This window comes from Nonomuraea sp. NBC_00507 (assembly GCF_036013525.1).
Classification (GTDB): domain Bacteria; phylum Actinomycetota; class Actinomycetes; order Streptosporangiales; family Streptosporangiaceae; genus Nonomuraea.
This window is the reverse complement of sequence record NZ_CP107853.1, coordinates 11,240,066-11,253,894: the sequence shown is the minus strand read 5'-3', so window position 1 is coordinate 11,253,894 and position 13,829 is coordinate 11,240,066. Positions and strand designations below refer to the sequence as shown.

Below are 13,829 nucleotides of genomic sequence, written 5' to 3'. Positions count from 1 at the left end.
TCCGAGACACACAGCCCCCGCGTCCGCTCAGCACCATGCGACCCGCGACGCCTGCGGGCCGGTCCTCGGTAGTGGCTTCCGGTAGCAGTGACAGCATGTCTGACTGTGACATTCAACCGGGCGCTTCGATCGAAGACCGGCGCTGCACCTAACGAGGGTGCCGGTGAGAAAAGGGCGCGGGAGACCGACCACAAGGAGGTCCCCCGTGGAGGGTGTCCACACTGCTGAAGCCGTCATAGACAACGGCTCATTCGGCACGCGCACGATCCGGTTCGAGACCGGACGGCTCGCCCGCCAGGCGGCGGGTTCCGCCGTCGCCTACCTCGACAACGACACGATGGTGCTCTCGGCGACCACCGCGTCGAAGACTCCGAAGGACCAGTTCGACTTCTTCCCGCTGACGGTGGACGTCGAGGAGCGAATGTACGCCGCCGGGCGCATCCCCGGCTCGTTCTTCCGCCGTGAGGGCCGTCCCTCCGAGGACGCCATCCTCACCTGTCGCCTGATCGACCGGCCGCTGCGCCCGTCGTTCGTCAAGGGCCTGCGCAACGAGATCCAGGTCGTGGCCACCATCATGGCGCTCAACCCCGACCACCTCTACGACGTGGTCGCCATCAACGCCGCGTCCCTGTCGACGCAGCTGGCGGGCCTGCCGTTCTCCGGCCCGATCGGCGGCGTGCGGGTGGCGCTGATCGAGGGCCAGTGGGTGGCGTTCCCGACGCACCACGAGCTGGAGTCGGCCACGTTCGACATGGTCGTGGCGGGCCGGGTGCTCGACGACGGCGATGTCGCGATCATGATGGTCGAGGCCGAGTCCACCAGGGACACGCTCAAGCTGGTCGCCGAGGGCGCCGTCGCGCCCACCGAGGAGACCGTCGCGCAGGGTCTGGAGGCCTCCAAGCCCTTCATCAAGGTCCTGTGCGAGGCGCAGTCGCGCATCGCACAGGTCGCCGCGAAGGAGACGGCCGAATACCCGGTCTTCCTGGAATACCAGGAGGACGCCTACACCGCGGTCGAAGCGGCCATCAAGAACGAGCTGGCCGCCGCGCTGACCATCGCCGGCAAGCAGGAGCGCGAGAACGAGCTGGAGAAGATCAAGGCGCTGGCCGCCGAGAAGATCCTGCCCGACTTCGAGGGACGCGAGAAGGAGATCAGCGCCGCGTTCCGCTCCGTGATGAAGAAGCTCATGCGTGAGCGGGTCATCAAGGAGGGCGTGCGCATCGACGGCCGCGGCACCAAGGACATCCGCGCGCTGTCGGCCGAGGTCCACGTGGTGCCGCGGGTGCACGGCTCGGCGTTGTTCGAGCGTGGCGAGACCCAGATCATGGGCATCACGACGCTCAACATGCTGCGCATGGAGCAGAACATCGACACGCTCAACCCTGAGCGGACCAAGCGTTACATGCACAACTACAACTTCCCGCCCTACTCCACCGGCGAGACCGGCCGGGTGGGCTCGCCCAAGCGGCGCGAGATCGGCCACGGCGCGCTGGCTGAGCGGGCGCTGATCCCGGTGCTGCCCACGCGCGAGGAGTTCCCGTACGCCATCCGCCAGGTCTCCGAGGCGCTCGGCTCCAACGGCTCCACCTCGATGGGCTCGGTGTGCGCGTCCACGATGGCGCTGCTCGACGCCGGTGTGCCGCTCAAGGAGATGGTCGCGGGCATCGCGATGGGCCTGATCGGCGAGGGCGACACGTACGTCACGCTGACCGACATCCTCGGCGCCGAGGACGCCATGGGCGACATGGACTTCAAGGTCGCCGGCACCAAGGACGTCATCACCGCCCTGCAGCTCGACACCAAGCTCGACGGCATCCCGGCCTCCGTGCTGGCCGCCGCGCTCAAGCAGGCCAAGGGCGCCCGCCTGGCGATCCTCGACGTGATGCAGGAGGCGATCGCCTCCCCGGCGGAGATGAACCCGACCGCGCCGCGCATCATCACCATCAAGGTCCCGGTCGACAAGATCGGCGAGGTCATCGGCCCGAAGGGCAAGATGATCAACCAGATCCAGGACGACACGGGCGCCGAGATCACCATCGAGGACGACGGCACGATCTACATCGGCGCCACCGACGGCCCGTCCGCCGAGGCCGCGCGGTCGGCGATCAACGCCATCGCCAACCCGCACATGCCGGAGGTCGGCGAGCGCTACCTGGGCACGGTCGTCAAGATCGCCGCCTTCGGCGCGTTCATCTCGCTCATGCCGGGCAAGGACGGCCTGCTGCACGTCTCGCAGATCCGCAAGCTGCACGGCGGCAAGCGCATCGAGAACGTCGAGGACGTGATGAGCGTCGGCGAGAAGATCCAGGTCGAGATCGCCGAGATCGACGGCCGCGGCAAGCTCTCGCTGGTGCCGGTCGAGGTCATCGAGAAGGAGGCCGCCGAGAAGGAGGCGAAGGCCCCCGCGGGCGATGGCGAGACCACCGAGCCCGAGGAGGCCGCCGCGCCGGCCGAGGACAAGTCCGAGCGGCCCCGCCGCACCCGCACGCGCGTCCGCACCCGCAGTAGCAATGGCGGCGGCGAGGGGGACGACCGCAACACGTGAGTACGACCACGCTGCATCCCGGCAAGGACGGAGCCGGGGTGGTAAGGCGCACCGTCCTTCCGGGTGGGTTGCGCGTGGTGACCGAGACCATGCCGACCGTGCGCAGCGTCGCGGTCGGCATGTGGGTCGGCATCGGCTCGCGTGACGAGGCCCCCGAGCACATGGGGGCCACCCACTTCCTCGAACACCTGCTGTTCAAGGGCACTCCGACCCGCGACGCCATGGAGATCTCCGCCTCCATCGAGGGCATCGGCGGTGAGATCAACGCCTTCACCGCCAAGGAATACACCTGCTACTACGCCCGCGTGCTCGACGAGGACCTGCCGATCGCGGTCGACGTGCTCGCCGACGTGGTGACCAGCTCGCTGGTGACCGACGAGGACGTCGAGTCCGAGCGTGGCGTGATCCTCGAGGAGATCGCCATGCACGACGACGACCCCTCGGACGTAGTGCACGAGCAGTTCGCCGCCGAGCTCTACGGTGACTCGCCGATCGGCCGGCCCATCCTGGGCACGGTCGAGTCGATCAACGCGCTCGGGCGCGACCGGATCGTCGAGTACTACCACCGCTACTACCGGCCCCGCCGGACGGTGGTGTCGGTGGCGGGCAACATACGGCACGAGGAGGTCGTCGAGCTCGTCACCAGGGCGTATGAGCGGGCGGGCGCGCTGAGCGGCCCCGCCGAGTTCGCCGCGCCGCGCACCAGCGGCCCGGGCGCCGGCTCACGCTCCGGCGTCAGGGTGCTCGACCGGCCCACCGAGCAGGCCAACCTCGTGCTCGGCACGACCGGCCTGTCCCGTACCGACGATCGCAGGTTCGCTCTGGGCGTGCTGAACGCGGCGCTGGGCGGCGGCATGTCGTCCAGGCTCTTCCAGGAGATCAGGGAGAAGCGCGGCCTGGCCTACTCCGCCTACAGCTACACCTCGGCGTACGCCGACACCGGTCAGTTCGGCATCTACGTCGGATGCCTGCCGTCGAAGATCGACGACGTGCTGAAGATCTGCCGGGACGAGCTGATCAGGGTGGTGGACCAAGGGCTGAGCGCCGACGAGATCATGCGTGGCAAGGGTCAGATGCGCGGCGGGCTCGTGCTCGGCCTGGAGGACACGGGCTCGCGCATGTCGCGCATCGGCAAGAACGAGCTGGTCTACGAGGAGCTCATGTCCGTGGACGAGGTGCTGTCCCGCATCGAGGCCGTCACTCCTGACGAGATCTCCGAGATCGCCAGGGACGTGCTCAACCGGCCGCTCACGCTCGCCGTGATCGGCCCGTACGGCGACAAGGACTTCACCGACGCCGTCCGCTGACCCGGGCCGTCATCGCGGCGGGCCGCAGGCAGCGGCCCGCCGCTACACTCCACCTCAGGCGGGCCGCGTGCTGCGGTCCGCCTTCCGTCCTTGAGCAGGTGCGCGGTGCGCCTGACGTGGCGTGATGCGACGCGACGCGACCTGAGCGACGCGACTTGAGCGGCGCGAGTTGAGCGACGCGATGCGATGCGACCTGAGCGACGTGACGCGCGCGACGCGACTTGAGCAGCGCGACTTGAGCGGCGCGAGTTGAGCGACGCGATGCGATGCGACCTGAGCGACGTGACGCGCGCGACGCGACTTGAGCAGCGCGACTTGAGCAGCGCGACTTGAGCAGCGCGACTTGAGCAGCGCGACCTGAGTGACGCGATGCGATGCGACGGACGCGACTTGACCTGAGCGACGTAACACGACCTGAGCGACGTAACGCGACGTGAGCGACGTAACGCGACGTGAGCGACGTAACGCGACGTGAGCGACGTGACGCGACGTAGTGGTAAGGCGGTGGCGGGCCCGGGTGGCAAGCACGCGCCGGGGCGGTGGTCTGATGGGCGCGTTCCTGCTTGGGATAGGGTTGGGCGTGTGATCAAGGTAGGTGTGCTCGGCGCCCGCGGCCGCGTGGGATCCGAGGTGTGCAAGGCAGTCGAGGCGGCACCCGACATGGAGCTGGTGGCCGCGCTCGACAAGGACGACTCCATCGAGGGCCTGGAGGGCGCGGAGGTGGTGGTCGACTTCACCCACCCCGACGTGGTCATGGGCAACCTCGAATGGGCCATCGCGCACGGCGTGCATCCGGTGGTGGGCACGACCGGTTTCGACGAGGGCCGGCTGGCGACCATACGCGGGTGGCTGACGGACTCCCCGGGCACCAACTGCCTGATCGCCCCCAACTTCGGCATCGCGGCCGTGCTCATGATGCACTTCGCGCAGCAGGCGGCGCGTCACTTCGAATCCGTCGAGATCATCGAGCTGCACCACCCCAACAAGGCCGACGCCCCCTCCGGCACCGCCACCCGTACCGCGCAGTTGGTGGCCGAGGCGCGGGCCAAGGCAGGCTCCGCCCCGATGCCCGACGCGACCAGCACCGCGCTGGACGGCGCCCGCGGCGCCGACGTGGGTGGGGTGCATGTGCACTCGGTACGTCTGTCCGGGCTCATCGCCCACCAGGAGGTGCTGCTGGGCGGCGACGGCGAGATCCTCACGATCAGGCACGACACGATGAGCAGGTCGGCGTTCACGCCCGGCGTGCTGCTGGGCGTGCGCAGGGTGCGCGAGCTGCCCGGCCTCACCGTGGGCCTGGAGCCGCTGCTCGACCTCTGACGAAGCGCCGCAGTGCGCTGAGGTGGCTCTGTGGCGGCTCTGACCTGGCTGCACGGCGTGCCCACCACCTGGCGGGTCGTGGGCACGTCGTGAGGAGAGGGCCCCGGCTCCGCACAGCCGGGCCTACGATCATCAACACTAATACGAGCGGCGAGATCCGCCCGAAACATGAGATCGTGTCGGCATGGTGCGATGGGCGGTGGCCGGCGAGCTGGCCGGGCTGGTGGCGATCGAGCTGGCCGCGGATCGGCTGTTCGAGCAGGTGGGCATCACGTTTCCGCCCGGGACCACCATGATCGAGGAAGTGGACGACCCCGGGACCGTCCTGGTCGAGGGGGCGCCGCCGGCCGGGTTCGCGCTGGTCGGCTGGGTGGACGGCAACCTGCATCTCGACCAGTTGGCGGTCCATCCTGACCACATGCGCCAGGGCATCGGCGGGCGGCTGGTGGCCGCGGTGATCGACCATGCGGGGGCGGTCGGCGCGCCGCACGTGACGCTGACGACGTATCGGGACGTGCCGTGGAACGCGCCCTGGTATGCGCGCCACGGCTTCACCGTGCTCCCCGAGGAGGAATGGGGGCCGGAGCTGCGGGCGCTGGTGGAGCACGAGCGGGAGCTGGGCATCGAGGTCGCCCCACGCGTGGTGATGAGCCGCGCCATGCACCGCTAAATCGCGACTTAGTAGGGCAAAGTCTGACATTAGAGGTCGATCGCCGCGTGATGTCGCATTGAGATCAGACCATGGCCAGTGGTGATCTGCTAGGTCTGTTTTGTCTGATTACGGTTTTTATTCATTCGGCTGATCATGCGGCGTATTAAGTTTCACCTACGCATCAGATAGCGGCGGTCCTAAACGGGCGCCAGGTGGGTAGTCTCAGGTCTGGTCCCCTATACTTCGACGGGTCGCGACCGGAAAGATCTGGTAAGCAGTCCTATCCCCCCAAGCAAAGAGGCGGGTTGTGTCATGCTCGACCTCGCTCTTGACCGAAAGGTCGAGCCCGAAAAGGTAGGGGGCGTGGACAAACCGGTTGATCGGGTGCACGGCGGTTCGACGCCGTCCGCGCCGAAAAGGGCCAGATTTGCCCTTGTATGGGCGGGTTCGGCTATTTCCACGGTCGGCACACGGACGCTGGGTGTCGCCTATCCCCTCCTTGCCCTGGTGCAGACTGGTTCGCCCACAGCCGCGGGCTGGGCCGGGTTCGCTCTGACGATTCCCATTCTCCTCTTCTACATTCCGGGCGGGCTTCTCGTCGACGTGATCTCCCCCCGCCGCGTCATTCTCTGCGCGGAGTTCGGGCGCATGGTGAGCGTGGTCTCCGTGCTCGCGGTCATGCCGTCCGGGGGCCCGTCCCTCACGCATCTTCTCTTGGCGGCGGCGGCGGAGGGGACGTTGTGGGTGCTCTACACCTTGGCGGAGGCGGCCCTGCTGCCGTCCATCGTGCAGCCCGTCATGATGCACCAGGCGCTGGCGAAGAGCGAAGGCGCGAGCCATCTCGCCTCCATCGCCGGCAGGCCGCTGGGCGGCTACCTCTTCGGGGTCGGGCGCTACGTCCCTTTCGTCGTCAATGCTGTGCTCTTCGCCCTCTCCTGCGGTCTGTTCTTCGGGTGGGGGCGCGACACCGTGAAACGTTCGGCACGGCCTTCGCGGTTGCGGGATCTGTCCAAGGGATTTCACGAGCTCACCCGGCAGCCCTTCCTCGGAAGTTCCATCGTGGTGATCACCTTCACCAACCTGATCGTGAACACGCTGATCATGATCTTCGTCGCCGGATCGGAGGGCATGTCCTCGCTCAAGATCGGGATCGTGCTCGCGGCCGGCGGCGTCGGTGGCGTGGTGGGTTCGGTTCTGGCCCTCCTCCTGCCCCCCGTGCGTCGGGTGCTGCGGCTGCACATGTGGATCTGGGTCGTGGGGCTGACCCTGGCGGCGGTGGGCGCGGAGCTCGGGCTTCCGTCATACTTCTTCGCCGCCGCCCTTCTCTGCACGGGGATCGGCGGGGCGTTGAGCAATGTGGCGATCAGGTCCGTGGAGATTCACACGATCGATCCGGGGACGCTGGCCCGTGTCATCGGCGTCTCGAGGCTGTCCTCCTACGGTGCGCTCTGCCTGGCCGCGCCTTTGGGCGGCCTCATGGTGACCTGGGGCGGAGTTACGGGCGGCTCCTGGGCCCTGTGCCTGCTCATGCTGCTCGCGGCGGCGTTGACCAGCTGGAAGCCGGCACGTGCGAAACTGACCCCGCTCCTGCCGCCCGGCCTGCCGAGTCCCGATCTGCCGAAGAAGCTGAGCGGTCTGAGCGGCTTGAGCGGCGGCTTGTACTTCTTTCAGGACCTGGCGACGTCACCCGGCGCTGACGGCTAGCTCCCTCGCGTGGTTGACCAAGTGGCCGGGCAACGCGGGCGCCTTCGCCGAGATCGCCCGCCTGGCCAGATCCGCCGCCGACGTGGTCTTGCCCGCGAGTTTCTCCACCCGCGCCGCGTACAGCAACAGTGGGCCATGCGCCACGGCTGGGTCGTTGCCGGCCGTCTCCGCCAGCGCCTCGACCATTTCCTGCTGCGCCTGCATCACGCTGTCGCTTTGAGCGAGCGCGAGTGCGTGTGCGACCTTGGCGAACGGCCACCGCAACGGTTTGGCGCGATCGAGATCGCGCAGCGCGGCTTCGGCCTTGCCCATGCCGGCCAGGATCTGGCCGCGGATGAGCAGGGCGTCGGTGTTGTCGCCCTCCCTGTCCAGCACGCCGTTGAGCACGCCTATCGCCGCGTCAGGATGACCGCCGTGCCAGAGCGCCAAGGCCAGTTCCGTCTGGATCGTGAGGTCTGCGGGAACGCGTACCATCGCGGCGTACAGCTCGCGCACCGCCGTGGCGGGAGAACCCTGGGCCAGCCGCAACCTCCCGATGGCGGTCAGCAGAGGGCCGACGGCGGCGGCCGCGCCCGCCGTCTCGAAACCTTTGGCGGCCGAGCTGTAGTGCTCGATGGCTCTGACGAGATCGCCGCCCTCGTGTGCCACGTTGCCGAGCAATGATTCGATCCGCGCGCGTAGCGACAGATCACGCTCCTGTGACCGGCCCAGCGCCTTCTCGCCGAGCGTGGCCGCCAGGAGGAGGTCACCTTCGCGCAGAGCGATCTCGGCCCCATGGAGGAAGTCCTCTGGCGTCCGGCGGGCCGAAGAGTGGCCGGTCGGCCGGTCGGCCAGTGGGGCGGGCTGGAGCAGCCGGTCGTAGGCCAGCTCGTACGACCCCTCGCCCATGCGCTGGTCGGCCCTGAGCAGATGCCGCTTCACCAGCAGGGCGACCAGGGTATTGCCGATCCCCTTGGTCCTGATCGCGCTCCGGCGCACGGGCTGCCGGTCGGCGAACGTCAGCCGCAGCCACGTCCGCAGCCTGCGCTCGTCTCCGTCGAACCGCTCGGAGGCGATCTCCCTGATCTCCTTGTCGTAGTGCTCGGACAGCGCCGTGTCGACGTGATCGTGCACATGGGCCTTGGTGATCTCGGTGGTTTCCGGCGGCAGCGATCTCCACAGGGCCTCGCAGACCACTTGCAGCTGGACCGGTTCCACTTCCTGCGCCTGCTTCCGGCTGCTCGTGCGTGCCCTGACCTTGATGAGATCGCGCACGACCTGCTCGGCCGTGTCCGCGGCGAACACCCGGCCGGTGCCCTGGAGCGGCTTCTGCACGGCCTCCAGGGCGCCGTCGAAGCTCAACGCCTCCAGGGGGAAGCGTTCCGCATCGATGTCCTCATCGTCCGAGGCACTCCTCCGGTCGGCTGCGGCGAGCTCCCATTCGTACGGGAGGAGGTCCATGAGCCGATCGACGCGGATGGACAGCAGCAGCCGCAGGTCGTCGTCCGCGCGTAGCGCCTCGGCGAGCTGGCCGAAGAACCAGTCCCGGTAGAGCCGGTGCTGCCGGTCGCCGGTGAAAAGCTCCTCGGCCTGGTCGATGGCCACCAGCCGGGGAACACGGTCGCCGAAGGCGTCGCGTTTGGCCGGCCGGGCGCGGAGGTAGGCAGGGATGCTCATGCCCGCCAGCCGATTGGGCGGCGTCTGCGGAGACCACGACATCAGCAGGGCGAGAACGTACGGATTGTGTGGCGGGAGCGCGGCCCGGGGAAAGGCCGAGCCATAGGAGACCCGGCCAAGGGGCAGCACATCGGCCGTGTGCGAGCCGAGCATCGGTATGACGCCCGCCTGGAGCAGCGAGGTCTTGCCGACCCCGGAGGAGCCGTAAAGCACGGTCAGCCGCTGCGACTGCCACAGGTCGCGTAATTCCCGGGACTCCTCGTCACGTCCGAAGAATCGGTGGCGGTCCTCCCGGTGAAAGGGGCGTAAGCATTGATACGGCCCCTGAGAAGCTTGGTGTGCGTTCATGCCGGAAGTCGCCATGCTGATCCCACCCGCAGTCGCAATTCTCCGGGCGACATTTTCCCATGCACGCTGCGATCAGCACACCTACCCGGGGAGAAAAGGTGCTTTTGAGACATGCCTTCAGCTCACCGCTCGCCGGCGTATGTGACAAGCCTCCCTCAGATGGAGTTGCTGAAGCCTCCGACCCGCTCGTGGTCGTCGGCCAGGCACGAAGCCAGCACCGCTCGAAGTGCGGCGCTCTCCATCGTACGCATCTCATGCAAGGGAACACCGCTGATGTCGATCAGCGGGCTCGGCCCGTGGTGCCCGTCACGCATGTGCACTCCATCCATTTCCGGTCACCCGAATATCGGACGACAAGCAGGCGCTTTTTCGAACACGTTTCTATTTAGCATTCTGTGATAAACAGGGCGACTAATCAACCTCTAGGATGGGGGTCCTACGGGTGCCTTACCTCTTCGGGCGTGCAGCGGAGGACCAACGTGGCTGAAAATTCCGTGCCATCGCAGGGGCCGAAGATCTGGGAACGCGTCCCCAAGCGCAACCCCAACTTCACCGGCCGTAAGGATCTTCTCACGGCGCTCAGGAAGAGCATCAACACCGTGACCGCCGTCGTGGCCCAGCCCCAGGCGCTGCAAGGTCTGGGTGGCGTCGGCAAGACCCAGTTGGCGATCGAGTACGCCTGGCAATACCGCGCCCACTACGACCTGGTCTGGTGGGTCTCCGCGGACCAGCCGCTGCTCGTCCCATCGGTGCTGGCGGGGATGGCGCCGATCTTGGGCTTGCCGCCCGCGACCAGCACCGGTGTGGAGCAAGCCACCCAGGCGGTCCTGCGTGCGCTGGAGAGCGGATCTCCCCACCGGAGCTGGCTGGTGATCTTCGACAACGCCGAGGATCCCGAGTACATCAAGGACTTCATTCCGAGAGGCCCCGGTCACGTCCTCATCACCTCGCGCAACTCGCGCTGGAGCGACCACGAGCCGACGATCCAGGTGGACGTCTTCAGGAGAGAGGAGAGCGTAGCGTTCCTCCGCAAGCGCCTGGGCGACGCGATCAGCTCCGAGGAGGCCGACCAGCTGGCCGACAAGCTCGGTGACCTGCCGCTCGCGCTGGAGCAGGCCGCCGCTCTGCTGGCCAGGACCTTGATGTCGGTGGAGGAATACCTCTCATTGCTCGATGAGCAGACGAGCAAGTTGCTCAGCCTGGAGAAGGCCCCGACCTACCCCCAGTCCATGACCGCGGCATGGCAGCTGTCGGTCTCCCAGCTCCAGGACCGCGTCCCCGCGGCCGTGGAGGTGCTGCGCTGCTGCGCCTTCTTCGGCCCCGAGCCCATCCCGCGTGACGTCTTCCGCCGCGGCAACCGAGTCGTCGGCCCGCGGCTCGCACCCATCCTGTCCGACCCGATCGAGCTCACCAACGCGCTCAGCCACCTGGAACGCCTGGCCCTGGTCAAAGTCGAGCCGACCACCCGCACCCTCCAGGTCCACCGGCTCAACCAGGCGCTGCTTCGCGACGAGACCCCGGAGAAGGACCGCGCCGAGCTCCGTCACGAGGTCCACCTGCTGATGTCGGGCACCGCGCCGGCTGACCCGGACGACACGACCAACTGGGCGCGTTTCGAGGAACTCGCCGCCCACCTGGAGCCGTCGGGCCTGGTCGACTGCAAGGTGTCGGAGGTGCGCAGTTTCGCCCTCGACCTCGTGCGCTACATGTACGTGCGCGGCAGCTACCGGCAGGCGCAGACGCTGCTCAACGAGTACATCGACAGGTGGTCGCAGGCAAGCGGCGCCCAGCACAAGGACGTGCTGGCCGCCCAGGTCCACCTGAGCAACACCTACCTGGAGCTGGCCACGTACGCCGACGCCGAGCGACTCTTCGCGGAGACCTTCGAGCAGATGCGGGACTCTCTCGGTCCCGAGCACTCGGAAACGTTGTGGGCCCAGACCGGCTACGCCGCGGCACTGCGCGCCCGGGGCGACTTCTCCGCGGCGCGGCAACTCGACGCCGAAGCCGCGGAGATCTACAAGCGCCTGCACGGCGACACGCACCAGCTGACCCAGCGAGCCCGCTACAACCTGGCGCTCGACTACACCGTGACGAGCAAATACGACCAGGCTCGCGAGATCCTCCGGGACATCTTCCTGCACCAGAGCAGCGTGGAGGGCATCGGCAGACGCGCCTTGCTGCTGACGTGGATCAACATGAGCCGAGCCGTGCGTCTGAGCGGCCAGTTCCAGGTGGCGACCGACATGGCCGAAGAGGCCTACACCTACGGCGTCGCACAACTGGGAGACGACCACCCCAACACCCTCCTGGCCGCCAAGGACTTCGCGATCTCCCTGCGCCGCAGCGGCCGGCTGGCGGACGCTCTCCAGCTCATGAGCGACACCCACACCCGGCTGCAGCGGCTCTACGGAGACGGGCACGCCAGCACGATGGCGGCCGCACTGGGCCTGGCCAATGCGCTGCGCGCGAACGGCGATCTCGAAGAGGCGCTGGACATGGCCAAGCCCGCGGTCGAGCACTACCCCGATGTGTTCGGCGACGAGCATCCGTTCACCCACGCGGCCAGGATCGACCTGGCACTGCTCCTGCGGCTGAGCGGCGACCCGGCGTTCGCACAGGACATGGACGCGAGCATTCTGGCCCGTCTCAGCGACCGGGTCGGCCCCGACCACGACTATGCCCTGAGCTGCGCCATCAATCTGCAGAACGACCTGGCCGCGCTGGGCAGGCACGCTGAGGCCCGCGCCCTGGGCGAGGAGACCCTCCGGCGGATCCGGACGTCCTTCACCCCCGACCACTACCTCGGCCTCGTGTGCGCCGCCAACCTGTGCCTGGACCTGCAGGCGACGGGGGCGGAGGAGGAGGCCAAGCGTCTGTTCGGGGAGACGACTCAGCGCTTCGAGGCGGTCATGGGGCGCGAGCATCCCGAGGCCCTCGCACTGCTCGCCGGCGAGCGGCTCAACTGCGACTTCGACCCGCCGCCCATTTAAGGTGCCGCCGCTGATCAGCACGCGGCGTCGATCGTGTGTGGCGCGGATCCCTTATCTCGCTCCCCGCAGCCGCGCGACGTCTCGCTCGCATCGTGCGCTGATGTAGCTGATCAGCCGGTACAGGTCGGCACAATAGATCGACGGCTCGGCGAAGCCGGCGGCCGGGCTGTAGCGGTGGGCGTACTGGCCGCCGCCGCAGGTGGAGACGAGGTCGCAGCGGCGGCAGGTGGGGGAGAGAGCCAGCTCACCTATCTGCCGGGCGACGATCGCCGGGTGCAGCAGCGCGCTGTCCAGGGAGTCGCGCAGCACGTGCAGCCGGGTCTCGGGAGCGCCGTGGTAGGCGCTCTTGAGGATGTCGGACTGCTCGATGCTGCCATCGGTTTCGATCACGACCATGCGCACCGGGGACAGCCCGACGGCTTCCGCGCGCGAATGACTGCCCATCAGCAGCCGCATGATCTCCCTGAACAGACGGACCTCGGTCTGCAGGACCGGACTGTCGTACCAGATGTCGAAGATCTGGATCAGCCAGTCGGCGTACGGCGTCGCGAGGGAGTCCGGCTCTCGGAACGGGGGCGGCGCGGCCCAATTGCCATGCGGCAGCAGGAAGTCGATCGCCGGTGGGTCGTAGTCCAGCAGCGCCTGGTACGTGCGCACGGGGTCGTTGCGCACGTCGATCGTGCACAGGATGCCGCTGAACAGGTGGTGGTACGGCCCCGCGGTCAGCCGCCGGAGGGACTCGCTGACCAGGGCGTGGCTGCCGCGTCCGTCGGCGAAGAGACGGTGCCTGTCCTGGGCCTCGGCGTACCCGTCCAGGCTCACGCCGACGCGGATCTCCAGGGACTCGAACAACTGCAGGTACGCCTCGTCGAGCCGGACGCCGTTGGTCTGGATGTGGACGTTGACCTTCGTGCCCGTACCCACCGCGCCGCGGACACCGCAGACCACGCGGGAGATGAGCTCAGGGCCCGCCAGCAGCGGCTCGCCGCCGTGCAGGATGACGTCGATCTCGGCCAGGTCGTGGCTGGAGGCGTGCTCGGCGATGCGCTCGACCGCGCGGTCGGCGATGGCGTCGGACATCCTGCGCGGCTGCTCGCGCCAGCTCTGGTCCGCCATCTCGTAGACGTAGCAATGGCGGCAGGCGAGGTCGCAGCGGCTGTGGACCTTCAGGATGAACTGCTGGAAGGCGAACGGCCTCCAGCCCTCCGCCAGCAACGCGTCGACGTCGATAAAGTCGGGGAACCCCCCGGTGCGCAGGGGCTTCGGTTCAGAGCTTGGTAACAACGGCTACCTCTTAGCGTCGT

General features: G+C 68.0%; 9 protein-coding genes. 6 read left to right on the top strand and 3 right to left on the bottom strand.

Annotated features, from left to right (window positions below; all coding sequences use genetic code 11):
* Nucleotides 1–205: 205 nt before the first annotated feature.
* The 5 genes from OHA25_RS53595 to OHA25_RS53575 all read left to right on the top strand — a co-directional run bounded on the left by OHA25_RS53595 (nucleotide 206) and on the right by OHA25_RS53575 (nucleotide 7,528).
* Complete coding sequence (locus OHA25_RS53595; protein ID WP_327584539.1) at nucleotides 206–2,545, top strand: polyribonucleotide nucleotidyltransferase; 2,340 nt, start codon at nucleotides 206–208, stop codon at nucleotides 2,543–2,545.
* Nucleotides 2,542–3,852: a M16 family metallopeptidase gene (locus tag OHA25_RS53590; protein WP_327584538.1), complete on the top strand. Its 1,311-nt coding sequence runs from the start codon at nucleotides 2,542–2,544 to the stop codon at nucleotides 3,850–3,852. The genes OHA25_RS53595 and OHA25_RS53590 overlap by 4 nt, the downstream gene beginning before the upstream one ends.
* Before the next feature lie 582 nt (nucleotides 3,853–4,434).
* Nucleotides 4,435–5,172 (top strand): 4-hydroxy-tetrahydrodipicolinate reductase, encoded by a 738-nt coding sequence (gene dapB / locus OHA25_RS53585; protein ID WP_327584537.1) that lies wholly within the window; start codon nucleotides 4,435–4,437, stop codon nucleotides 5,170–5,172.
* A gap of 184 nt (nucleotides 5,173–5,356) precedes the next feature.
* Complete coding sequence (locus tag OHA25_RS53580) at nucleotides 5,357–5,842, top strand: GNAT family N-acetyltransferase (protein WP_327584536.1); 486 nt, start codon at nucleotides 5,357–5,359, stop codon at nucleotides 5,840–5,842.
* A gap of 294 nt (nucleotides 5,843–6,136) precedes the next feature.
* Nucleotides 6,137–7,528 (top strand): MFS transporter, encoded by a 1,392-nt coding sequence (locus tag OHA25_RS53575; RefSeq protein ID WP_327584535.1) that lies wholly within the window; start codon nucleotides 6,137–6,139, stop codon nucleotides 7,526–7,528.
* Here OHA25_RS53575 and OHA25_RS53570 read toward each other — a convergent pair.
* On the bottom strand, nucleotides 7,508–9,532 hold the full coding sequence (locus OHA25_RS53570; RefSeq protein ID WP_327584534.1) for an nSTAND1 domain-containing NTPase: 2,025 nt from the start codon (nucleotides 9,530–9,532) through the stop codon (nucleotides 7,508–7,510). The two genes, OHA25_RS53575 and OHA25_RS53570, sit on opposite strands and share 21 nt — an antisense overlap.
* Before the next feature lie 155 nt (nucleotides 9,533–9,687).
* Entirely contained in the window at nucleotides 9,688–9,846 is a 159-nt protein-coding gene (locus OHA25_RS53565; protein ID WP_305923020.1) for a hypothetical protein, read from the bottom strand.
* 165 nt (nucleotides 9,847–10,011) lie between these two features.
* Here OHA25_RS53565 and fxsT point away from each other — a divergent pair, with 165 nt between their 5' ends.
* Complete coding sequence (fxsT, locus tag OHA25_RS53560) at nucleotides 10,012–12,525, top strand: FxSxx-COOH system tetratricopeptide repeat protein (protein ID WP_327584533.1); 2,514 nt, start codon at nucleotides 10,012–10,014, stop codon at nucleotides 12,523–12,525.
* A 51-nt stretch (nucleotides 12,526–12,576) separates the two neighbouring features.
* Here fxsT and OHA25_RS53555 read toward each other — a convergent pair whose 3' ends face one another.
* Nucleotides 12,577–13,809 carry an FxsB family cyclophane-forming radical SAM/SPASM peptide maturase gene (locus OHA25_RS53555; RefSeq protein ID WP_327584532.1) on the bottom strand — a complete coding sequence of 411 codons (1,233 nt, stop codon included), beginning with the start codon at nucleotides 13,807–13,809 and terminating at the stop codon, nucleotides 12,577–12,579.
* Nucleotides 13,810–13,829: the final 20 nt, after the last annotated feature.